Consider the following 21,457-nt stretch of genomic DNA (forward strand, 5'->3'; position numbering starts at 1 on the left):
CTCAAGATTCCGCAGTCGCGAGAAGAGAAGGCCATTGGTCGACCTGTCACAATATCTCCCGATCCTGATATTCCTGGGGATCGCCCTGTTGCTCTCGGGCACGTTCGTGTTCCTGCCGATGCTCGTCTCGCGCCTGACCGGCACGAACAAGCCGACGCCGGAAAAGCTCACCGAATATGAGTGCGGCTTCCCCGCCTTCGAGGATTCGCGCAGCCAGTTCGACGTGCGCTTCTACCTCGTTGCCATCCTGTTCATCGTGTTCGATCTCGAGGCGGCGTTCCTCTACCCCTGGGCGGTGAGCGTGTTCACCCTGGGCTGGACCGCCTGGATTTCGATGATGATCTTTTTCGCCGAGCTGGCGCTCGGCCTAATCTATGCGTGGAAGAAGGGAGCCCTGGAATGGGAGTAGAGCTTTCGGCGCCGCCCCCGCCGGGGACCCTCCCGGACGTCGGCTTCCTGAACGACATCAATGCCGAGATTTCGGACAAGGGTTTCCTGGTCACCTCCACCGAGGAGCTGTTCCAGTGGGCCCGTACCGGCTCGCTGTGGTGGATGACCTTCGGCCTCGCATGCTGCGCGGTGGAGATGATCCACGTCAACATGCCGCGCTACGACATGGAGCGCTTCGGCGCCGCCCCGCGCGCGTCGCCGCGCCAGTCGGACGTGATGATCGTCGCGGGCACGCTGTGCAACAAGATGGCCCCGGCGCTTCGCCGGGTCTATGACCAGATGTCGGAACCGAAATACGTGATTTCGATGGGCAGCTGCGCCAATGGCGGCGGCTATTACCACTATAGCTACAGCGTCGTGCGCGGCTGCGATCGCGTGGTGCCCGTGGACATCTACGTCCCCGGCTGCCCGCCGACTGCTGAGGCGCTGCTCTACGGCGTGATGCAGCTGCAGCGGAAGATCCGCCGCATCGGGAGCCTGGACCGGTGAGGGCGCCGGCTCCCCGCTATGCCGCGAACGACGGCGTGATCGAGGCGGCCAAGGCCGCGCTCGGCGACATGCTGGTCGAGGCGAAGGACGCCGTGGGCGAAGTGTCGCTCACCGTCGTCCGCGAGAAGCTGTGCGACGCGATGATCGCGCTGCGCGACACGCCGGGCCTGGAATATCAGCAGCTCAGCGAGATCGCCGGTGTCGACTATCCGCAGCGCGCGGAGCGCTTCGACGTCGTCTACCAGCTGCTGTCGTTCACCCGGAACCACCGTATCCGCGTCCGCGTCATCACCGACGAGGAAAAGCCGGTGCCGAGCGTGACCGACATCTGGCCGGTCGCCGGCTGGCTCGAGCGCGAGACGTACGACATGTACGGCGTGCTGTTCGAGGGCAATGACGATCTCCGCCGCATCCTGACCGACTATGGCTTCCAGGGCCATCCGCTGCGCAAGGACTTCCCGATGACCGGGTATGTCGAGGTGCGCTACTCGGAAGAGGCGAAGCGCGTGGTCTATGAGCCGGTCAGCCTGGCGCAGGACTTCCGCAACTTCGACTTCATGAGCCCGTGGGAAGGTGCGCAATATGTGCTGCCCGGCGACGAGAAGGCGCCGCAGCCGCAGGCCAAGGGGGCGCCCACGCCGGCTGCCGCCGCCCAAGTCGCGAGCGCCGACACCGCCGCCGCCAAGAGCGAGCCGGCGCAGGGCAAGGACACCAAGACCACCGACAGCCCGGCCCAGACCGGCGCCGGCCAGCCGCATCCGGGCAACCAGCCCGGCGAAAAGCCCAAGGATCCGGACGTGATCCCGACCAAGGGCGAAGGGCAGAACAAATGAGCGATACCGTAGCCAAGATCATGGAGCGCGATGTCGACCCGGCGACGGGCGATACCTCGATCGCGAACTACACGATCAACTTCGGCCCGCAGCATCCCGCGGCGCACGGCGTGCTCCGTCTCGTCACCGAACTGGATGGCGAGATCATCGAGCGCATCGATCCGCATGTCGGCCTGCTCCACCGCGGCACCGAAAAGCTGATCGAGTACAAGACCTACACCCAGGCGCTGCCCTATTTCGATCGCTTCGATTACTGTTCGCCGCTGGCGATGGAGCACAGCTTCGTCCTCGCGGTCGAGAAGCTGCTCGATCTCGAGGTGCCGCTGCGCGGCCAGTATCTCCGCGTGCTGTTCGCCGAGCTGACCCGAATCTGCAACCACATGCTGAACCTCGGTTCGCACGTGATGGACGTCGGCGCGATGACGCCGAACCTGTGGATGTTCGAGATCCGCGAGGACTGCCTGAACTTCTTCGAGCGGGCGTCGGGTGCGCGCATGCACTCGAACTATTACCGCGTCGGCGGGGTGCGTCAGGACGTGCCGGTCAAGCTGCTGAACGACATCGCGGAATGGCTCGACACGCGCCTGCCGCAGCTGTTCGGTGACGCGATCAGCCTGGTCGCCGAGAACCGCATCTTCAAGCAGCGCAACGTCGACATCGCGACGGTGAGCCGCGAGGACGCGATCAAGTGGGGCTTCTCCGGCCCGATGATCCGCGCCGCCGGCATTCCGTGGGATATCCGCCGCGCGCAGCCCTATGACGTGTACGACCGCGTCGACTTCGAGATCCCGGTCGGCACCCGCGGCGATTGCTATGATCGCTTCATGGTCCGCGTCGAGGAAGTCTACCAGTCGGCCCGCATCATCAAGCAGTGCATCCAGGACATGCCGGAAGGCCCGGTCCTGACGCTCGACCGCAAGGTAGGGGCCCCGAAGCGCGGCGAGATGAAGCAGTCGATGGAAGCGCTGATCCATCACTTCAAGCTCTTCACCGAAGGCTATCACGTGCCGGCGGGCGAAGTGTATGTCGCAACCGAGAGCCCCAAGGGCGAATTCGGCGTGTACCTGGTCTCGGATGGCACCAACAAGCCGTATCGCTGCAAGGTGCGCCCGACGGCGTTCAGCCACCTCCAGGCGATGGACTTCATGTCCAAGGGCCATATGCTCGCCGACATCACCGCCATTCTGGGCGCGATGGACATCGTGTTCGGGGAGTGCGACCGTTGAGCACGGATCGTATCGCCACGACCCATGAAATGATCGCGCGGTACAACGCGCAGGATGCCGACGGCTATGTCGAGCTGATGACCGACGGCGCCTGCGAGGCGACCTATCGCGGCGCCGTGCTGCGCGAGGGCCGCGAAGGCGTGCGTTCGGGGCTGAAGGCGATGTTCGCCGAGTTTCCGCACAACCGTGCCGACATCCTGTCCTCCTATGCGCTCGGCGAGACCGTCGTGCTGCACGAGAAGGTGTCGCGCTCGCCCGAGGCCGAGCCCTTCGAGGTGATGTCCATTTATACGTTCTCCGACGACAAGGTCGATCGGGTGGAGTTTATCCGCTGATGGCTGACGCACCCCAACTCCCCGACGAAGCGGAAGTCCGCGCGCGCTGGGGCAATTTCGCCTGGACGCCGGCCAACGCCGAGAAGGCGCGCGAGATCATGGCGCGCTATCCGGCGGGCCGCCAGATGTCGTGCACCATCCCGTTCCTCGATCTGGCGCAGCGCCAGGTGGGCGCGGAGACAAACACGCAGGGCTGGCTGCCGGTTCCGGTGATCGAGTTCGTCGCGCGCGAACTGGACATGCCCTATATTCGCGTGTTCGAGGTCGCGACCTTCTACACCATGTTCAATCTGGTGCCGGTCGGCCGCTACCATGTGCAGGTCTGCGGCACCACGCCGTGCATGCTGCGCGGGTCGGACGATGTGATGGCTGCGTGCAAGGCACGCGGGCTCAAGAAGGGCCACACCACCGCGGACGGGCTGTTCACGCTCACCGAGGTCGAGTGCATGGGCAATTGCTCGTCGGCGCCGATGGTACAGATCAACGACGACAATTTCGAAGATCTCGACTATGATCGGACGCTCGCGATCCTCGACGCGCTGGCCAAGGGCGAGAGCCCCAAGACCGGTACGCAGGAGCCGGGCCGTCACACCGTCGAGCCGCTCGGCGGTCCGACGACGCTTACCGCGATGGTCCATGAGAACCATGACTATCGGGGCGAATGGTGATGCGGGGCAACAGCCTCATCGTCACCATCCTGGCCATCATCGGCGGTATCGTCGTGCTCGGCTGGGTGCTCGAGCTTGCATTTAACTTGATCGGGACGCTCGTCCTGATCGGTCTGGCCGTAGTCTTCTATCTGTTCGTACAGAAGCTGGTCGGGAAGGGACGCTAAGGTGCTTCAGGACAAGGACCGCATCTTCACCAATCTCTACGGCTACCAGTCGTGGCACCTCGACGCCGCCCGTGCGCGCGGCGCGTGGGACAACACCAAGGCGCTGCTGGAATTGGGGCAGGACACCATCATCGACCGCATCAAGGCCTCGGGCCTGCGCGGGCGTGGCGGCGCCGGCTTCCCGACGGGCATGAAGTGGAGCTTCATGCCGAAGAACCCGACGCCCGAGCGTCCGAGCTTCCTCGTCATCAATGCAGACGAATCCGAGCCCGGCTCGTGCAAGGACCGCGAGATCATCCGCCACGATCCGCATTTGCTGATCGAAGGCGCGCTGGTTGCTGGCTTCGCGATGCGCGCGCGGGCGGCCTATATCTACATCCGCGGCGAATATATCCGCGAGGCCGAGACGCTGTTCGCAGCCGTCGCCGAGGCCTATGCCGCCGGCCTGCTGGGCAAGAATGCCTGCGGTTCGGGCTATGACTTCGACGTGTTCGTCCATCGCGGCGCCGGCGCGTACATCTGCGGCGAAGAGACCGCGATGATCGAGAGCCTGGAAGGCAAGAAGGGCCAGCCGCGCCTCAAGCCGCCGTTCCCGGCGGGTGCGGGCCTCTATGGCTGCCCGACCACGGTCAACAACGTCGAGTCGATCGCGGTTGCGCCGACGATCCTGCGGCGTGGTCCCGAATGGTTCGCCAGCTTCGGCAACGAGAACAACAAGGGCACCAAGCTCTTCCAGATCTCGGGCCATGTGAACAAGCCGTGCGTGGTCGAGGAGGCCATGTCGATCCCGTTCCGCGAGCTGATCGAGAAGCATTGCGGCGGCATTCGCGGCGGTTGGGACAATCTGCTCGCGGTGATCCCGGGCGGTTCGTCGGTGCCGCTGGTGCCGGCAGCCCAGATCATGGACTGCCCGATGGACTTTGACGGCTTGCGCGCGCTCGGCTCGGGCCTCGGCACCGCCGCCGTGATCGTGATGGACAAGTCGACCGACATCGTCCGCGCGATCAGCCGGCTCTCCTATTTCTACAAGCATGAGAGCTGTGGCCAGTGCACGCCGTGCCGCGAAGGCACCGGCTGGATGTGGCGCGTGATGGAGCGGCTGCGCACCGGCGACGCCGACATCAGCGAGATCGACACGCTGCAGCAGGTGACCAAGCAGGTCGAAGGCCACACCATCTGCGCCCTGGGCGATGCGGCCGCCTGGCCGATCCAGGGCCTGATCCGCCATTTCCGCCCCGAGATCGAGCGCCGTATCAACGAGCGCAAGTCGGGCGGCATCGAAACCATGCAAGAGGCGGCAGAGTAATGCCCAAGCTCAAGGTTGACGGAATCGAAGTCGAGGTGCCGCAGGGCGCCACTGTGCTCCAGGCCTGCGAGGCCGCGGGCAAGGAGATTCCGCGTTTCTGCTATCATGAACGGCTGAGCATCGCCGGCAATTGCCGCATGTGCCTGGTCGAGGTGAAGCCCGGACCGCCCAAGCCCCAGGCTTCGTGCGCGCTGCCGGCCGCCGACAATCAGGAAGTCCGCACCGACAGCCCGATGGTGAAGGCCGCGCGCGAAGGCGTGATGGAATTCCTGCTGATCAACCACCCGCTCGATTGCCCGATCTGCGATCAGGGCGGTGAGTGCGACCTGCAGGACCAGTCGGTCGCCTATGGTCGTGGCCAGTCGCGCTATGAGGAAAACAAGCGCGCGGTCACCGAGAAATATATGGGCCCCATCATCAAGACGGTGATGACCCGCTGCATCCAGTGCACCCGCTGCGTCCGCTTCGGCGAGGAAGTGGCCGGCGTGGAGGATATCGGCGCGATCTATCGCGGCGAGAACATGCAGATCACGACCTATCTCGAAAAGGCGTTCAAGAGCGAGCTTTCGGGCAATGTCGCGGACCTGTGCCCGGTCGGCGCGCTGACCCACAAGCCGGTCGCGTTCGAATATCGCCCCTGGGAGCTCAAGCGGAACCTGTCGATCGACGTGATGGACGCGGTCGGCACCAACATCCGCCTCGACAGCCGCGGCCGTCAGGTGATGCGCGTCCTGCCGCGCATCAACGAGGACGTGAACGAGGAGTGGGCGCACGACAAGACCCGCTACCATGTCGACGCGCTGGTCCGCCGCCGTCTCGACCGCCCGTTCGTCCGCAAGGACGGCAAGCTGGTCCCGGCGAGCTGGGAAGAAGCGTTCGACGCTATCGCGGGCGTGGCCGCCAATGCCGGTTCGAGCGTCGCGGCGATCGCCGGCGACCTGCTCGATGCCGAGACCATGTATGCCGCCAAGGCGCTGGTGAAGGCGTTCGGTTCGGACCTGCTCGAAGGCCGCCAGACCGGCATGGCCTATGACACGTCGAGCCTGTCGGCGGTGGCGTTCAACACCACCATCGCGGCGCTCGAAGAGGCGGATGCGATCCTGCTGGTCGGCACCAATCTGCGCTGGGAAGCGCCGCTGGTGAACACCCGCGTGCGCAAGGCGATCAAGCGCGGTGCCAAGGTGTTCGCGATCGGCCCGCAGGTCGACCTGACCTACAAGGTCGAGTGGCTGGGTGACGATCTGGGGCTGCTGGGCAGCCTGCCGGAAAATCTCGCCCAGGCGATCGACAATGCCAAGAAGCCGGCGCTGATCCTCGGCCCCGGCGCGCTCAAGAACGGCCATGGTGCCGCGCTCGCGATCGCGGGTGCCTTCCAGCGCGCCGCGACCGAGACCGAGGCTGCATGGAACGGCTTCAACGTCGTCCACACCGCGGCGGCGCGGATGGCCGGCCTGATGCTCGGCTATGCGCAGAAGGGCGGCATTGCCGACATCGTCGCGGCATCGCCGAAGCTCGCCTTCTTCCTGGGCGCCGACGAGGTGGACTTCTCGAAGTTCGCCGGCAGCTTCAAGGTCTATATCGGCCACCATGGCGACCAGGGCGCGCATCATGCCGATGTGATCCTGCCGGGTGCTACCTATGCCGAGAAGCCGGGCACCTATGTCAACCTCGAAGGCCGCGTGCAGCGCGCCGATCGCGCGGTGTTCGCACCGGGCGAGGCGCGCGAGGACTGGACGATCCTGCGCGCGCTGTCCGAAAAGCTCGGCCGCACGCTGCCGTTCGACAGCTTCGACGAGCTGCGCGCCGCGATGGCGGGCGAGGTTCCGGCGCTCGGCCAGGAAGGTCTGGCCGAGTTCGCGTGGAACCCGCCGTCGCTGCCCAGCCAGGCGTCGGGTCCGGTGACCTATCCGATCGCTGACTTCTATCTCACCAACGCCATCTGCCGTGCGTCGCCGACGATGCAGCGCTGCTCGGCCGAACTGCTCCATGGCGAAGATTTCGCAGAGGCCGCAGAATGACCTCCTGGTTTACCGCTCTCGGCCTGCCGTACGGCTGGTCCTGGTTCATCGCCACGATCATCGACATTCTGGTGATCGCGCTGCCGGTGATGCTGGCCGTGGCCATGATCATCTATGCCGATCGCAAGATCTGGGCGGCGATGGCGCTGCGCCGCGGCCCGAACGTCGTCGGTCCGCTCGGCCTGCTCCAGTCCTTCGCCGACGGCCTGAAGGTGTTCCTGCAGGAAACCATCATCCCGTCGGGTGCGAACAAGGGCCTGTTCCTGCTCGCGCCGATCATCACCTTCACGGTCGCGCTGATCGTGTGGGCGGTGGTGCCGTTCCAGGCGGGCGTCGCGCTGTCGAACATCAATGTCGGCCTGCTCTACGTGCTCGCGGCCTCGTCGCTGGGCGTGTACGGCATCATCCTCGCGGGCTGGTCGTCCAACTCGAAGTACCCGTTCTACTCGGCGATCCGCGCTGCTGCGCAGATGGTGAGCTATGAAGTCTCGATCGGCTTCGTGCTGATCTCGGTCGTGCTCTGGGCTGGCACCTTCAACCTCGGCGCGATCGTCGAGGCGCAGAAGGGCTATTACGGCTTCGTCAACGGCAACTTCGTCAACCCGCTGCTCTTCCCGATGGCGATCGTGTTCTTCATCTCGTCGCTCGCCGAGACGCAGCGCGCGCCGTTCGACCTGACCGAAGCGGAGTCGGAGCTGGTCGCGGGCTATCAGACCGAATATTCGTCGATGGCCTTCGCGCTCTACTGGCTCGGCGAATATGCCAACGTCATCCTGATGTGCGCGCTCAACGCCACGCTGTTCTGGGGTGGGTATCTCCCGCCGTTCGACTGGGCGCCGCTGTATATGGTGCCGGGCATTCTCTGGCTGTTCGCCAAGATGCTGTTCTTCTTCTTCTGCTTCAGCTGGGTGAAGGCCACCGTCCCGCGCTATCGCTACGACCAGCTGATGCGCCTGGGCTGGAAGATCTTCCTGCCGCTGTCGCTTCTCTTCGTCTTCCTCGTTTCCGGGTTTCTCATGCTGACCCGGGTTGGAGTGCCCGCATGAGCGTCGCAAGTTTCGTCCGCACCTGGACTCTGTGGGAGTTCGTGAAGGCGCACGCCCTGACCTTGAAGTATTTCTTCAAGCCCAAGGCGACGATCAACTATCCGTACGAGAAGAACCCGCTCTCGCCCCGCTTCCGCGGCGAGCATGCGCTGCGCCGCTATCCCAATGGGGAAGAGCGCTGCATCGCGTGCAAGCTGTGCGAGGCGGTGTGCCCGGCGCTGGCGATCACGATCGAGGCCGAGCCGCGCGACGACGGCAGCCGCCGCACGACGCGCTACGACATCGACATGACCAAGTGCATTTACTGCGGCCTGTGTCAGGAAGCCTGCCCGGTCGATGCGATCGTCGAGGGGCCGAATTTCGAATTTTCCACCGAAACGCGTGAAGAGCTGATTTATCAAAAGGATAAGCTGCTCGCGAACGGCGATCGCTGGGAACGCGCGATTGCGGCGAACCTTGCCGCCGACGCGCCGTACCGTTAAGCGCCGCACCATTCAAAGGGGCCATCCGATTCCGTGATCCAGCTTCTCGCCTTTTACCTGTTTGCGATCATCGTGTGCGTCTCCGGCGCCTGCACGATCCTGTCGCGTAACCCGGTACATTCCGTCCTCTGGCTCATTCTGGCGTTCTTCAACGCTGCGGGCCTGATGGTGCTCGTGGGCGCCGAATTCATCGCCATGCTGCTGGTGATCGTTTATGTCGGCGCGGTCGCGGTGCTCTTCCTGTTCGTCGTGATGATGCTCGACATCGACTTCACCGAGCTCCGCGCGGGCGTGATGAAGTATGCCGCGGTCGGCCTGCTGCTGGCGCTAGCGCTGGTCGCCGAGATCATCGTCGCGGTGGGCGCCTGGAGCGCCGGCACGCTGGCGCTCGGCCGCCGCGTCGCCCCGGTGCAGGACGGCGTGCCGAACATCGAAGCGATCGGCCAGCTGCTCTACACGCGCTACCTGTTCGTGTTCGAAGGCGCCGGCCTGGTGCTGCTCGTCGCGATGATCGGTGCGATCGTGCTGACCTACCGCAAGCGCAGCGACGTGCGGCCGCAGAACATTGCGCGCCAGAACGCCCGCCGTGCGAAGGACGCCACCCGTAACATGAACCCGGCGGTCGGGCAGGGGATGGAGCTGTGATCTCGCTAACCCATTATCTGGTCGTCTCGGCCATCCTGTTCACCATGGGGGTGCTCGGCATCTTCATGAACCGGAAGAACCTGATCGTCATCCTGATGGCGATCGAGCTGATCCTTCTGGCGGTGAACCTCAATCTCGTCGCCTTCTCGTCGTTCCTCGGCGATCTGGTCGGCCAGGTGTTCGCGATGTTCGTGCTGACCGTCGCCGCCGGTGAGGCCGCGATCGGCCTTGCGATCCTGGTCATCTATTTCCGCGGTCGCGGCACGATTTCGGTCGACGACGTCAATCGGATGCAGGGCTGATGTCGTCCATTCTGATCATCACATTCCTGCCGCTTCTCGCGGCAGCCGTTGCGGGGCTCGTGAACAAGTCGTTCGGCGCCGCGCTGCCCAAGATCGTCACCACGGGCTCGCTGTTCGTGGCGTGCGGCCTGTCCTGGCCGATCTTCCTCTCCTACCTGAGCGGCTCGGCCGCGCCGACGGTCACCCCGGTGCTGCACTGGATGACCTCGGGCACGATGAGCTTCGCCTGGGAACTGCGCGTCGACGCGCTGACCGCGGTGATGCTCGTGGTGGTCACCAGCGTGTCGGCGCTCGTCCATCTCTATAGCTGGGGCTATATGAGCGAGGAGCCGGACCAGCCACGCTTCTTCGCGTACCTGTCGCTGTTCACCTTCGCGATGCTGATGCTCGTGACCGCGAACAACCTGGTGCAAATGTTCTTCGGCTGGGAAGGCGTGGGTCTCGCGTCCTACCTGCTGATCGGCTTCTGGTTCCGCAAGCCTAGCGCCAATGCCGCAGCGATCAAGGCCTTCGTGGTCAACCGCGTCGGCGACCTCGGCTTCATGCTCGGCATCTTCGGCGTGTTCCTGGTGTTCGGCACCGTCGACATTCCGACGATCCTGGCGGCGGCGCCGAACCATGCGGGTTCGACGATCGGCTTCCTCGGCTATCGCTTCGACACGATCACCGTGCTCTGCCTGCTGCTGTTCGTCGGCGCGATGGGCAAGTCGGCGCAGCTCGGCCTGCACACCTGGTTGCCGGACGCGATGGAAGGCCCGACCCCGGTGTCGGCGCTGATCCACGCCGCGACCATGGTGACCGCGGGCGTGTTCATGCTCTGCCGCATGTCGCCGCTGTTCGAGCAGAGTGCGGTCGCGATGCACGTCGTGATGGTGATCGGCGCGGCTACCTGCTTCTTCGCCGCCACCGTCGGCACGACGCAGACCGACATTAAGCGCGTGATCGCCTATTCGACCTGTTCGCAGCTCGGCTACATGTTCTTCGCAGCGGGCGTCGGCGCGTACGGCGCGGCGATGTTCCACCTGTTCACGCACGCCTTCTTCAAGGCGCTGCTGTTCCTCGGCGCCGGCTCGGTGATCCATGCGATGCACCACGAGCAGGACATGCGCTATTATGGCGGCCTCTGGAAGAAGATCCCGCTGACCTACACGGCGATGATGGCGGGCACGCTCGCGATCACCGGCGTCGGCATCCCCGCGCTGTTCGGCAATCCGGTGGCGTTCGGCTTTGCCGGCTTCCACTCGAAGGACGCGATCATCGAAGCGGCCTTCGCTTCGGGCAACACCGGCGTGTTCTGGGTCGGCGTGGTCGTCGCGCTGCTGACGAGCTTCTACTCGTGGCGCGTGGTGTTCCTCACCTTCCACGGCAAGCCGCGCTGGGCAGCTTCCGAGCATATCCAGCACGCGGTGCACGACGCGCACGGCCACGGCCATGACGATCACGCGCATGACGATCATGCCCATGCCGCGCACGACGCGCACGGCCATGACCATCATCACGCGCACGATCACGGCGACGGCACGGCGGGCTATCACCCGCACGAGAGCCCGCTTGTCATGCTGATCCCGCTGGTTCTGCTGTCGATCGGTGCAGTGCTGGCCGGCTTCGTCTTCCACGGCGCGTTTATCGAGCCGAGCGCGGGCGAGACCTATTGGCACGGCGCGCTGGCCTTCAACGAGCATCTGATGCACGCGATGCATGAAGTGCCGGTGTGGGTGAAGCTCTCGGCCACGGTGGCGATGCTGCTGGGCCTGGGCACCGCGATCTTCGCGTACATCGTTTCGCCGGGCTTCCCGGCGGCCTTCGCCGAGCAGGTGCGTCCGCTGTACCTGTTCCTGCTCAACAAATGGTATTTCGACGAGCTCTACAACCTGCTCTTCGTGCGTCCCGCGTTCGCCATCGGGCGGCTGTTCTGGAAGCGCGGCGACGAGCAGACGATCGACCGGTTCGGCCCCAATGGCGCGGCGCGCCTGGTGCAGTTCGGAAGCTTCGGGGCCGTCAAGCTGCAATCGGGGTATCTCTACACCTATGCCTTCGTCATGCTGATCGGGCTCACCGCCGCGCTCACCTGGGTCATTGCGAGGTGATGGAATCATGACCGGCTTTCCGATCCTTTCCGTCCTGCTCGCGGTGCCCGCGGTTGCCGCAGTGGTCTGCCTGTTCGTGGGTGCCCAGGGCGCCCGCTGGACGGCGCTCCTAGCGACGCTCGTCAACCTGGCGCTGGGTGCTTGGCTCTGGACGCAGTTCCAATATGGCGACGGCGCTCCGCAGTGGCAGTTCGTCGAGCATGTCACGCTGTTCAAGATGGGTGGCGTCGAGTTCTCCTGGGCGCTCGGCATCGACGGCTTCGCCTTCCTGCTGATCGAGCTTTCGCTGTTCCTGATGCCGATCTGCATCGGGGCCAGCTGGCTCTCGGTCACCAAGCGCGTGCCGGAATATATGGCGGCGTTCCTCGCGACCGAAGTGCTGATGATCGGCACCTTCGCCGCGCAGGACCTGTTCCTGTTCTACGTCTTCTTCGAAGGCGGCCTGATCCCGATGTACCTGATCATCGGCATCTGGGGCGGCGTGAACCGCATCTACGCGTCGTACAAGTTCTTCCTGTACACGCTGCTCGGCTCGCTGCTGATGCTCATCGCGATGATCGCGATGGTGCTGACCACCGGCACGACGTCGATCCCCTACCTGATGGCCTATGATTTCCCGGCCAGCTGGCAGACCTGGCTGTGGCTCGCCTTCTTCGCCTCGTTCGCGGTGAAGATGCCGATGTGGCCGGTCCACACCTGGCTTCCCGACGCGCACGTCCAGGCGCCGACCGCAGGTTCGGTCATCCTCGCGGGCGTGCTGCTGAAGCTCGGCGGCTATGGCTTCCTGCGCTTCTCGCTGCCGATGTTCCCGGTCGCGTCGGTGCAGTTCATGTGGGTCGTCTTCGGCTTGTCGTGTGTCGCGGTGGTCTACACCTCGCTCGTCGCGCTCGTGCAGAGCGACATGAAGAAGCTGATCGCCTATTCGTCGGTCGCGCACATGGCGATCGTCACCATGGGTCTGTTCGCCTTCAACGCGAACGGCATCGACGGTGCGATGATGGTGATGCTGGGCCACGGCGTGGTCTCGGGCGCGCTCTTCCTGTGCGTCGGCATCATCTATGATCGCCTGCATACCCGCGAGATCGACCGCTATGGCGGCCTGGCGATCAACATGCCGCGCTATGCGGTGCTGTTCCTGCTGTTCACCATGGCCTCGATCGGCCTGCCGGGCACCAGCAACTTCGTCGGCGAATTCTTCAGCCTCGCCGGCGTGTACCAGGTCTCGACCGCAACCGCGCTGATCGGCACCACCGGCATCATCCTCGGCGCCGCCTATATGCTCTACCTGTTCCGTCGGGTGGTGTGGGGCGACCTGACCAAGGACGATGTGAAGGCGATGCCGGATCTCGACGGTCGCGAAGTCGCGATGCTCGCGGCACTGGCCGCCGTGGTGCTGTGGATGGGCGTGTACCCGACCAGCTTCACCGCACCGATGCGCGCCGATGTCGCGCGGCTGACGCAGCGCCTCGACAGCGCCGCGCACACCGCGTCGATCAGCGACTCCAAGCCCACGCCGGGTTCGCCGCAGGCGGCACCCGCCCATGAAGCCTCCGCGCACGAGGGGGCGCACTGATGTCCTATTCCACGCAACTCCTCATGACGCTGCCCGAGCTGTTGCTCGCGGCCGGCTCGATCGTCCTGATGCTGGTCGCCGCCTGGGGTGGCCAGGCATCGACCAAGCTGGTGAGCTGGGCCTCGGTGGCGCTGCTCGCCGGCGCCGGCATCGCGCTGGCGGGTCCGTCTTCGACGGGCGGCAGCGCGTTCGGCGGCCTCTACCGCGCCGATGCCTTCGCGACCTTCGCCAAGGTGGTGATCTTTGTTGCCGCCGCGGTGTCGATCCTCGTCGCGCCCAAGTTCTTCCAGCGCACCTCGGGCGAGGATCTGCGCCCGGAATATCCGGTGCTGATCCTGCTCTCGACGGTGGGCATGGGCATGATGGTCTCGGCGGGCGACCTGCTGAGCCTCTATGTCGGTCTCGAGCTGCAGAGCCTGTCGGCGTACATCCTCGCCAGCTTCATGCGGCGGGACACGCGCTCGGCGGAAGCGGGCCTGAAGTATTTCGTGCTGGGCGCGCTCGCCTCGGGCATCCTGCTCTACGGCATCAGCCTGGTCTACGGCTTCGCCGGTACGACGCTGTTCGACGGCATTGCCGACGCCTACAGCGCCGGTGCGACCGGCAGCCAGCATACCGGTCTGCTGTTCGGCCTGGTGTTCGTATTCGCCGGTCTCGCCTTCAAGATCTCGGCGGTGCCGTTCCACATGTGGACGCCGGACGTGTATGAAGGCGCGCCGACCCCGGTCACCGCGTACTTCGCTTCGGCGCCGAAGGTGGCGGCGGTGGCGATGGCGGTGCGCGTCGCGGTCGACGCGATGGGGCCTGCCATCCTCGAATGGCGCCAGATCGTGATCTTCGCCTCGCTTGCCTCGATCATCTTCGGTGCGGTGGCGGCGATCGGCCAGACCAACATCAAGCGCCTGCTTGCGTACTCGTCGATCAACAATGTCGGCTTCGCGCTGATCGGCCTTGCCGCCGGCGGCGAGGAAGGCGTTGCGAGCGTGCTCGTCTACATGGCGATCTACGTCGTGATGACGATCGGCAGCTTCCTGGTGGTGCTGCAGATGCGCGACGAGCAGGGCGAGCAGGTCGAGACCATCGCCAGCCTTTCGGGCATGTCGCGCACGCGGCCGGGCCTGGCGCTGGCGCTGGCGATCTTCATGTTCAGTCTCGCCGGTATCCCGCCGCTGCTCGGTTTCTTCGCCAAGCTGGGGGTGTTCATCGCCGCGATGCATTCGGGCCTGATCGCCTTCGCCACGGTGGGTGCCGCGGCCTCGACGATCGGTGCCTTCTATTACCTCAAGATCGTCAAGACGATGTACTTCGACGAGCCGGCCCCTGCCTTCGCGGGCAAGACCGACCTGGTCGAAGGCGGGCTGATCGCGATCAGCGCGGTCGTCATCTCGCCGATCGGCTGGGTGCTGTTCGGTGCGCTCGGCACCTGGTCGCTGGTCGCGGCGAAGGCGCTGTTCTGACCCCTGTGATCCGGACCGTCGCCGAGACGGGATCGACCAATGCCGACATCCTTTCCCTGGCGCTTACGGGCGCCGGGGAAGGGCTGTGGCTCCGGGCCGAACGCCAGACCGCCGGCAAGGGCCGGCAGGGGCGTGCCTGGGTCTCGCCTGCGGGCAATCTCTACATTTCGACGCTGGTCCGCGTGCGGTCGACCGATCCGTCGTCGGCGACGCTGGCGCTGCTCTCGGCCGTCGCGCTGGAGGAGGCGGTGCGGGCGTTCGGCGTATCGCCGATGCTCAAATGGCCCAACGACCTGCTGGTGGGCGGCGCCAAGCTTTCCGGCATCCTGCTCGAACGGGCAGGGGATGCGATCGCGGTCGGCATCGGCGTCAACCTGGCGGCGGCGCCCGACGGGCTCGACCGCGCTGCGACGAGCCTCGCCGCGCAAGGCGTGACCGTCGCTCCCGACATCTTCGCAGAGGTGCTCGCCGAAAGCTTCGGCCGCTGGCTGGAACGCTGGCGGGGCGAGGGGGTGTGGCCGGTGCGCGAGCGCTGGCTTGCCAGGGCGCATCCCGAGGGCACCGCGCTCACCGCACGGCTCGCCGACGGGTCGAGCTTCGACGGGCTGTTCGGCGGGCTGGATTCGAGCGGGGCGCTGATCCTGCGCTTGGCCGATGGAACGACCCGTGCCATTCACGCCGGCGACGTGTTCCTGCTGTAACGAGGAAGAGGGAAGGGCGATGCTGCTCGCGGTCGACGCCGGCAATACCAATGTCGTGTTCGCGCTGGTGGACGGCGGCGAGATCCGCGCCCGCTGGCGCATCGCCACCGATCCGCGCCGCACCGCCGACGAATATGCGGTGTGGCTCAGCCAGTTGCTGGCGCTGGAGGGCTTCGACCGCAGCGCGGTCAGCGGCGTGATCGTCGGCACGGTGGTGCCGCGCGCGCTCCACAACCTTCAGGTACTCGCCAGCAAATACTTCAAGACCGAGGCGGTGATCGCCGGCAAGGGCAATGCCGAATGGGGCTTCGCGCTCGATGTCGACGAGCCGCAGAACCTGGGTGCCGATCGCGCGCTCAACGTGCTCGCCGGGCATGCGCGGCACGAAGGCGACCTGATCATCATCGATTTCGGCACCGCGACCACCTTCGACGTGGTCGATTATCGCGGCGCCTATAAGGGCGGGATCATCGCGCCGGGCATCAACCTGTCGCTCGATGCGCTGGTGACCGCCGCCGCCAAGCTGCCGCGCATCGCGATTTCGGCCCCCGAGACTGCGAGCGTGGTTGGTCGCAACACCGTCGATCAGATGCATATCGGCATCTATTGGGGCTATGTCGCGATGATCGAGGGGCTGGTCGCGCGGCTGAAGGCCGAAGTGGGCAGGCCGCTCAAGGTTATTGCGACGGGTGGGCTGGCGATTCTCTTCGAAAGGCATACATCGGTGTTCGATACGATCGAGCCCGATCTCACCATCCAGGGCTTGGCGATGCTGTGGGAACGCAGCCAGCAAGGAAATTAAGTGACTCCAAGAAACGAACTGCTCTTCCTCGCCCTTGGTGGCTCGGGCGAGATTGGCATGAACGTCAATCTCTATGGCTGCGACGGCAAATGGCTGATGGTCGATTGCGGCATCACCTTTGGCGATGCCAGCTATCCGGGCATCGACGTGATCCTGCCCGACCTCCAGTTCATCGAGGACCGGGTGGACGATCTGCTCGGCATCGTGCTGACGCACGGGCATGAGGACCATATCGGCGCGCTGCCCTATCTCGCCGCCGATCTCGGCGTGCCGCTCTACGCGACGCCGTTCACCGCGGGCCTGATCCACGGCAAGCTGGCCGAGGAAGGCATCGACGACCGTGTCGAATTGAACGTGGTCAAGGAAGAGGGGCCGTTCGACATCGGTCCGTTCACGGTCACCTATACGCCGCTCGCCCACTCGATCCCCGAGGGCAATGCGGTGCTGATCGAGACGCCCTATGGCAAGGTGTTCCACACCGGCGACTGGAAGCTGGACGAGGCGCCGTCGCTTGGCGGTTCGGCGACTGCCGAGGAACTGACCGCGATTGGCGACAAGGGCGTGCTCGCGCTGGTCTGCGACTCGACCAACGTGTTCAACCCCGAGGCCTCGGGCTCGGAAGCCGACGTGCGCAAGGGCCTGGACGAAGTGGTCGCCGGCGCCAAGGGCCGCGTGCTCGTCACCACCTTCGCCTCGAACGCGGCGCGGCTGCAGACTTTGGGCGAGGTCGCCCGGGACACCGGCCGCGAACTGTGCGTCGCCGGACGCTCGCTGGACCGGATCATCCGCGTTGCCAAGGCGACCGGCTATCTGCGCGACTTCCCCGATCTGATCGACTTCGACAAGGCGATGACGCTGCCCGCCTCGCGCGTGCTGATCGTCGCCACCGGCGGCCAGGGCGAGCCCCGCGCCGCGCTCAACCGCATCGCCGAGGGCAGTCATGTGCTCAAGCTCCACCAGGGCGATCTGGTGGTGTTCTCCTCGCGCCAGATCCCGGGCAACGAGATCGCGATCGGCAAGATCATGAACACGCTCGCCGACAAGGGCGTCGACATCATCACCGATCGCCAGGCCTTCGTCCACGTCTCGGGGCATCCGGGTCGCCCGGAGCTGGCCGAGATGTACAAGTGGATCCGGCCGGAGATCATCGTGCCGGTCCACGGGGAGATCCGCCACATGCACGAGCAGGCGCGCTTCGCGCTGGAGCAGGGCGTGCCCAAGGCGGTGAAGCAGCAGAATGGCGAGATCATCCGCCTCGCGCCCAACGGCCCGCAGAAGATCGGCCATGCGACGGTCGGTCGCCTCGTGCTCGATGGCGACGTGATCCTGCCCGCCGACGGCGCGACGATGGGCGAGCGGCGGCGGATCGCGCTCTACGGCCAGATGTCGGTCGCGGTGGCGATCGATCGCAAGGGCAAGCTGCTCGGCGCCCCCCAGATCCGCGTGCAGGGCGTGCCGGTGGAAGAGGACCGCGAGGACCTGATCGAGGCCGCCGCCGATGCCGCCGCCGAGGCGGTGAAGAAGGACTGGCGCGATCGCGAGAAGCTTCGCGAGTCGCTGCGTCTAGCGGTACGTCGCGTCGCGGTGCGCTTCACCGGCAAGAAGCCGGTAGTGGACGTGCTGCTGATCGAGGCGTAACCTCCACCCCATGAAGTGGCAGTCGGCGCTCGCGATTTATGTGCTCTTCTGGGCGCTTTCGGTGTTCGTCGTGCTGCCTTTCGGGGTGCGTACCAGCGAGGAAGCGGGGGCACCGCTGGTGCCCGGCCAATCGCCGAGTGCGCCGCATGAGTTTCGCCCTATGCGCATCGTTGCGCGCACGACGATTATAGCCACGCTTCTCTTCACCGCCTTCTATCTAAACTATATCTATGGCTGGGTGACAGCGGATATGCTGGACTGGGTGCATAACTAATCGGAAGAACGGCATTTTTCGCCTATAAATAGGGATGGCCGACCTTCCCGTTCTGCACCGCGACCTTCTGGGCGCCCTTGATGACCTCGAAGCGCTCACGCCCCGCCCGGCCTGCGACGAGGCTGCGGTTACGGCACTGCGCTATCGGCTGACACGGCTGAGCGGCCCCCGGCGCAAGGCGGTGCAAGTACTTTGCGAGAGCGTCGACGCGGAGGACGCGGCGGTCCAGGCGCTTGCAGCGATAGCGCCGGTAAACCGGGCGGCCTCCAGCGCGCACATCGTGAACTGGACGCTGCGCCGGATCGTTGCCGATTGGGCCGGCTATTGCGCGGCCTCGGCGGTAATTCGATCGGCCATGCGCCGCCAGATCGAGGCGGAAGCCGCGGCCTTAGATCCGTATCTCGACGATGGAGTGCTGAAGGACACAGCCAGGCGCGGTGGCTGAGCCTGCGAGCAGCCCGCCGTCGATCGTGAATTCGGCGCCAGTGATATAGCTTGCCTCATCCGCTGCCAGCATTGCGGCGACTTCCTCCACCGTTCCGAAGCGGCGATTGAGCGCCGCCGCGGCGGCCTTGCCCTTGGCGACGGCGCGATCAGTAAGGACAATGTCGGCGCCTTCCGCCTAGAATCGTTCGCAACTGGCGTGACCGATGCCGCGCGCCGTACTGGTTATGACGCAGATTTTCGTTCGAGCCTTCGCATGGTGGTCTCGCAATTCAAAACCGGCAGGGGGCGGGCTCCGTCCATTGCCTTAAAGGTCCGCCTTAGCAATCGCGCTCGGTCATCAGACCAAGATTCCGCTCAGGTGCGAAGGCGTTCGATCGCCTGCGCCAGAGCGACATAAAGCTTACCTGCATCCGACGAGAGCAGGGTTACGGCCAGCGGGTTGCCTTCACGCAGTGCTAGCATCTGGCGGAGCATCGCTTCGAAATCGTGCACGTAACGGTTCACGTGCTCCCGGAAGCCGGCGTCTTGCTCATAAATGCGATAAAGCTCACGCGCCTCGTGCGGAGCCAGCAGGCGAACCGCGCGGCGCGTGAATACGCCGCGATCGCCCTTGAGGTACGCAGCCCAGTCGGCATCGGGAACGTCCGCCGAGAATGCCTTAGCGAGATCGATCGAGGTCGCGTTCAGCGCTTCGATCAACAGGGTCATGCGATGAGCAAAGCCCTCGGCCTCTGAGCTTTCGCGCATGCGCTCGGCTTCGTTGATCCGTGCTTGCGCTTCGGTGGTTGCCTGTTCGAGTGCAGCCAGCTGCTCACGCAGCGTTGTCGCGGCTCGGTCTGCTTCGGCCATCGTTGCGGTGGCAGCATGCGTGAGGGATTCAAGTTGTTCCTGTACGGAGCGTTCCACCGCCTTTTCGACCGTGGCCGCGCTCGCCTCTCGCAGGGTCCGCTCCACCGAAGGAAGGATCGCGTCGATCGCTTCCCGAGCACGGTCGGCTGCCTTGTTGGCACTGTCCCGAACCCCCATCAGCGTCTGGATGAGGTCTGGTGCTGCCGTGTCAGTGAAGTGGCGCGCATTGTCGATCGCCTCTTCGACCAGGCGATGGAGCCTTTCCGCTTGCCCGCCGCCGGTGGCCAGTGTTTCGAGGAGCGCAGCCTGGGCCTCGGCCAGCGCGCTTTCCTGCTGCGCGATGGCGGCGCGAATGCTTTCAACCGCATCATGGGTCGACTCTGCGGCGGTCACCAGTGCGAGCAGCTCCGGCTTCGATTGCGCGACGTTATGCCGCATTTTGACAATGCGGGCGTCCAGGCGAGCCAGCGAAGCGGGCATCGTCTCGTCCATTTCGCGGGTGGCCGCATCCAAGCCCGTCAGAAGCGTCTCAGTGGTGGCGATTACCTGACGTGCGGTGGATTCGCCGGTACGCATCGAATCCGTCATCGCGTCCATTGAACGGTGCAGCGTGCCGAGTGAAGCCGACAGCACCTCGGTTCGCTGCATACCGGCCGCGTAGAGTACCTCGATCTCGCGATCAAACCGCACCGCGCCCTCGGAAAGGCGCACGAACAGCGCATCGCCGCGTCGCTGCTCCTCGCTTAGACGCGCGGAAATCCGAATGATCGCATCTTCAATGTCGCGGATTCGCTCGCCCATTGCGGCGATGCTCTCCGCGCCCGCGCGATCCAGCGCGGACTGGTTGGTCGCCAACATCGCCAATATCGCTTCGCCCTGCGCCGCAATACCCTGACGAGACTGATCCACCGCCACGGCCGCCCGATCCAGCACCTCGTCCACCTGGCGAGACATCTGCTCGGACACCTGTTCCAATCGGCCGCTGGCTGCGTCCGTCGACGCCTCCATGCGAGAAATATGCGCGGCGAGGCATTCGGCGGCGCCGCCGGCGAGGCGATCGGCCTCGCGCCCCCGCTCGGCCAGGGCGGCGACCTGTACGTCGAGCGCGGCTGCGTGCTGGCTGGCCTGCAATCCGGTGCTGTCGAGCCGTTCAGCAAGGTCGCGCATCTGCTCGCGCGCGCGCGGCAAGGAGGAGAGCACGACCGCGACACGCTGCTCGGCGCTGCCCGCCGCATCGGACAGGCGCTCCGCGCTGACGACGATCGCCTCCGCCTGTTGCGCCGCAGATGCCGCCGCCAACGCGATCCTTTCGGCTGCGGCATCGGAGAGGCGAGTCAGCTGCGAGGCCTGCTCCGCCAAAGTCGCCTGCTGTTCGGCGAGTTTTGCCGATAGGGCAGCGGTGATGCTATCGACCTGATGCGCTTCCGCCCGCATCGCGCCGGCGGTGGCAGCGAAGCGACGTGCCTCTGCGCTACTGGTGCGCAATGCCACTAGATAGAGGAGCGCAACGAGTCCTGCCGGGACACAGAGCGCCGCGAGGAGCTGGGCACGTTCTGCAGGGGGGAGGGGGCCCTGCAGTGCCGGTAGCGCCACCCACACCAGCGAGAGGGTAGCACCAATGCCGAGCAGGACCGCTACCATGGCCGGCCATCGGGCAGGGAG

General features: G+C 65.4%; 23 protein-coding genes. 21 read left to right on the forward strand and 2 right to left on the reverse strand.

Annotated features, from left to right (window positions below; translation table 11 throughout):
* The first annotated feature begins 34 nt into the window (after window positions 1-34).
* Genes ACNFJ7_RS03455 through ACNFJ7_RS03555 form a run of 21 tightly spaced genes read left to right on the forward strand, consistent with a single transcriptional unit; the run spans window position 35 to window position 18,944 of the window.
* Window positions 35-409, forward strand: a complete 375-nt coding sequence (locus ACNFJ7_RS03455; protein ID WP_019367963.1) for an NADH-quinone oxidoreductase subunit A — start codon at window positions 35-37, stop codon at window positions 407-409.
* Window positions 400-939 carry a NuoB/complex I 20 kDa subunit family protein gene (locus tag ACNFJ7_RS03460; RefSeq protein ID WP_019367962.1) on the forward strand — a complete coding sequence of 180 codons (540 nt, stop codon included), beginning with the start codon at window positions 400-402 and terminating at the stop codon, window positions 937-939. Before ACNFJ7_RS03455 ends, ACNFJ7_RS03460 begins: the two co-directional genes overlap by 10 nt.
* Complete coding sequence (locus tag ACNFJ7_RS03465) at window positions 936-1,772, forward strand: NADH-quinone oxidoreductase subunit C (RefSeq protein WP_019367961.1); 837 nt, start codon at window positions 936-938, stop codon at window positions 1,770-1,772. Before ACNFJ7_RS03460 ends, ACNFJ7_RS03465 begins: the two co-directional genes overlap by 4 nt.
* Window positions 1,769-2,998: an NADH-quinone oxidoreductase subunit D gene (locus ACNFJ7_RS03470; RefSeq protein WP_019367960.1), complete on the forward strand. Its 1,230-nt coding sequence runs from the start codon at window positions 1,769-1,771 to the stop codon at window positions 2,996-2,998. The genes ACNFJ7_RS03465 and ACNFJ7_RS03470 overlap by 4 nt, the downstream gene beginning before the upstream one ends.
* On the forward strand, window positions 2,995-3,333 hold the full coding sequence (locus tag ACNFJ7_RS03475; RefSeq protein WP_019367959.1) for a nuclear transport factor 2 family protein: 339 nt from the start codon (window positions 2,995-2,997) through the stop codon (window positions 3,331-3,333). The genes ACNFJ7_RS03470 and ACNFJ7_RS03475 overlap by 4 nt, the downstream gene beginning before the upstream one ends.
* Entirely contained in the window at window positions 3,333-4,001 is a 669-nt protein-coding gene (locus tag ACNFJ7_RS03480) for a complex I 24 kDa subunit family protein (RefSeq protein WP_019367958.1), read from the forward strand. Before ACNFJ7_RS03475 ends, ACNFJ7_RS03480 begins: the two co-directional genes overlap by 1 nt.
* Window positions 4,001-4,168 (forward strand): hypothetical protein, encoded by a 168-nt coding sequence (locus tag ACNFJ7_RS03485; protein ID WP_156804349.1) that lies wholly within the window; start codon window positions 4,001-4,003, stop codon window positions 4,166-4,168. Before ACNFJ7_RS03480 ends, ACNFJ7_RS03485 begins: the two co-directional genes overlap by 1 nt.
* Window position 4,169: 1 nt before the next feature.
* A complete protein-coding gene (gene nuoF / locus ACNFJ7_RS03490; protein WP_019367956.1) occupies window positions 4,170-5,474 on the forward strand; it encodes an NADH-quinone oxidoreductase subunit NuoF in 1,305 nt (434 codons plus the stop codon).
* The gene (gene nuoG, locus ACNFJ7_RS03495) at window positions 5,474-7,492 is read left to right on the forward strand and encodes an NADH-quinone oxidoreductase subunit NuoG (RefSeq protein ID WP_019367955.1); all 2,019 of its coding nucleotides are present in this window, start codon (window positions 5,474-5,476) and stop codon (window positions 7,490-7,492) included. The genes nuoF and nuoG overlap by 1 nt, the downstream gene beginning before the upstream one ends.
* Window positions 7,489-8,538: an NADH-quinone oxidoreductase subunit NuoH gene (gene nuoH / locus ACNFJ7_RS03500; protein WP_019367954.1), complete on the forward strand. Its 1,050-nt coding sequence runs from the start codon at window positions 7,489-7,491 to the stop codon at window positions 8,536-8,538. The genes nuoG and nuoH overlap by 4 nt, the downstream gene beginning before the upstream one ends.
* Window positions 8,535-9,020, forward strand: coding sequence for an NADH-quinone oxidoreductase subunit NuoI (nuoI, locus tag ACNFJ7_RS03505; RefSeq protein WP_010545143.1), 486 nt, complete (start codon window positions 8,535-8,537; stop codon window positions 9,018-9,020). Before nuoH ends, nuoI begins: the two co-directional genes overlap by 4 nt.
* A gap of 33 nt (window positions 9,021-9,053) precedes the next feature.
* Window positions 9,054-9,665, forward strand: coding sequence for an NADH-quinone oxidoreductase subunit J (locus ACNFJ7_RS03510; RefSeq protein ID WP_019367953.1), 612 nt, complete (start codon window positions 9,054-9,056; stop codon window positions 9,663-9,665).
* The gene (nuoK, locus tag ACNFJ7_RS03515) at window positions 9,662-9,967 is read left to right on the forward strand and encodes an NADH-quinone oxidoreductase subunit NuoK (protein ID WP_019367952.1); all 306 of its coding nucleotides are present in this window, start codon (window positions 9,662-9,664) and stop codon (window positions 9,965-9,967) included. The genes ACNFJ7_RS03510 and nuoK overlap by 4 nt, the downstream gene beginning before the upstream one ends.
* On the forward strand, window positions 9,967-12,054 hold the full coding sequence (nuoL, locus tag ACNFJ7_RS03520; protein ID WP_019367951.1) for an NADH-quinone oxidoreductase subunit L: 2,088 nt from the start codon (window positions 9,967-9,969) through the stop codon (window positions 12,052-12,054). The genes nuoK and nuoL overlap by 1 nt, the downstream gene beginning before the upstream one ends.
* A 7-nt stretch (window positions 12,055-12,061) precedes the next feature.
* A complete protein-coding gene (locus ACNFJ7_RS03525) occupies window positions 12,062-13,627 on the forward strand; it encodes an NADH-quinone oxidoreductase subunit M (RefSeq protein ID WP_019367950.1) in 1,566 nt (521 codons plus the stop codon).
* Window positions 13,627-15,084: an NADH-quinone oxidoreductase subunit NuoN gene (gene nuoN / locus ACNFJ7_RS03530; protein ID WP_019367949.1), complete on the forward strand. Its 1,458-nt coding sequence runs from the start codon at window positions 13,627-13,629 to the stop codon at window positions 15,082-15,084. Before ACNFJ7_RS03525 ends, nuoN begins: the two co-directional genes overlap by 1 nt.
* Before the next feature lie 5 nt (window positions 15,085-15,089).
* Window positions 15,090-15,785 carry a biotin--[acetyl-CoA-carboxylase] ligase gene (locus ACNFJ7_RS03535; protein WP_019367948.1) on the forward strand — a complete coding sequence of 232 codons (696 nt, stop codon included), beginning with the start codon at window positions 15,090-15,092 and terminating at the stop codon, window positions 15,783-15,785.
* A gap of 19 nt (window positions 15,786-15,804) precedes the next feature.
* Entirely contained in the window at window positions 15,805-16,587 is a 783-nt protein-coding gene (locus ACNFJ7_RS03540) for a type III pantothenate kinase (RefSeq protein ID WP_019367947.1), read from the forward strand.
* Entirely contained in the window at window positions 16,588-18,225 is a 1,638-nt protein-coding gene (locus ACNFJ7_RS03545) for a ribonuclease J (RefSeq protein ID WP_026008843.1), read from the forward strand. It abuts the gene before it with no gap.
* Window positions 18,226-18,235: 10 nt separating this feature from the next.
* Window positions 18,236-18,499, forward strand: coding sequence for a DUF1467 family protein (locus tag ACNFJ7_RS03550; RefSeq protein WP_019367945.1), 264 nt, complete (start codon window positions 18,236-18,238; stop codon window positions 18,497-18,499).
* Window positions 18,500-18,533: 34 nt separating this feature from the next.
* Entirely contained in the window at window positions 18,534-18,944 is a 411-nt protein-coding gene (locus tag ACNFJ7_RS03555) for a hypothetical protein (RefSeq protein WP_019367944.1), read from the forward strand.
* On the opposite strand, the gene ACNFJ7_RS03560 is transcribed toward ACNFJ7_RS03555, so the two are convergent.
* Together ACNFJ7_RS03560 and ACNFJ7_RS03565 are read right to left on the reverse strand one after the other, a co-directional pair.
* Entirely contained in the window at window positions 18,888-19,016 is a 129-nt protein-coding gene (locus ACNFJ7_RS03560) for a hypothetical protein (RefSeq protein ID WP_419724235.1), read from the reverse strand. The genes ACNFJ7_RS03555 and ACNFJ7_RS03560 overlap by 57 nt on opposite strands.
* 284 nt (window positions 19,017-19,300) lie before the next feature.
* Window positions 19,301-21,286: a hypothetical protein gene (locus ACNFJ7_RS03565; RefSeq protein ID WP_160327947.1), complete on the reverse strand. Its 1,986-nt coding sequence runs from the start codon at window positions 21,284-21,286 to the stop codon at window positions 19,301-19,303.
* Window positions 21,287-21,457 lie beyond the last annotated feature (171 nt).

This window comes from Sphingomonas sp. HT-1 (assembly GCF_048568905.1).
Classification (GTDB): Bacteria; Pseudomonadota; Alphaproteobacteria; order Sphingomonadales; family Sphingomonadaceae; genus Sphingomonas.

Coding starts and splice junctions, on each gene's coding strand:
- ACNFJ7_RS03470 (WP_019367960.1), top strand. CDS start 1,769: ATGAGCGATACCGTAGCCAAGATCATGGAGCGCGATGTCGACCCGGCG.
- nuoL (WP_019367951.1), top strand. CDS start 9,967: ATGTCGTCCATTCTGATCATCACATTCCTGCCGCTTCTCGCGGCAGCC.
- nuoN (WP_019367949.1), top strand. CDS start 13,627: ATGTCCTATTCCACGCAACTCCTCATGACGCTGCCCGAGCTGTTGCTC.
- ACNFJ7_RS03555 (WP_019367944.1), top strand. CDS start 18,534: ATGGCCGACCTTCCCGTTCTGCACCGCGACCTTCTGGGCGCCCTTGAT.
- nuoG (WP_019367955.1), top strand. CDS start 5,474: ATGCCCAAGCTCAAGGTTGACGGAATCGAAGTCGAGGTGCCGCAGGGC.
- ACNFJ7_RS03540 (WP_019367947.1), top strand. CDS start 15,805: ATGCTGCTCGCGGTCGACGCCGGCAATACCAATGTCGTGTTCGCGCTG.
- nuoI (WP_010545143.1), top strand. CDS start 8,535: ATGAGCGTCGCAAGTTTCGTCCGCACCTGGACTCTGTGGGAGTTCGTG.
- ACNFJ7_RS03525 (WP_019367950.1), top strand. CDS start 12,062: ATGACCGGCTTTCCGATCCTTTCCGTCCTGCTCGCGGTGCCCGCGGTT.
- ACNFJ7_RS03485 (WP_156804349.1), top strand. CDS start 4,001: ATGCGGGGCAACAGCCTCATCGTCACCATCCTGGCCATCATCGGCGGT.
- ACNFJ7_RS03560 (WP_419724235.1), bottom strand. CDS start 19,016: ATGCTGGCAGCGGATGAGGCAAGCTATATCACTGGCGCCGAATTCACG.
- ACNFJ7_RS03550 (WP_019367945.1), top strand. CDS start 18,236: ATGAAGTGGCAGTCGGCGCTCGCGATTTATGTGCTCTTCTGGGCGCTT.
- ACNFJ7_RS03460 (WP_019367962.1), top strand. CDS start 400: ATGGGAGTAGAGCTTTCGGCGCCGCCCCCGCCGGGGACCCTCCCGGAC.
- nuoH (WP_019367954.1), top strand. CDS start 7,489: ATGACCTCCTGGTTTACCGCTCTCGGCCTGCCGTACGGCTGGTCCTGG.
- ACNFJ7_RS03480 (WP_019367958.1), top strand. CDS start 3,333: ATGGCTGACGCACCCCAACTCCCCGACGAAGCGGAAGTCCGCGCGCGC.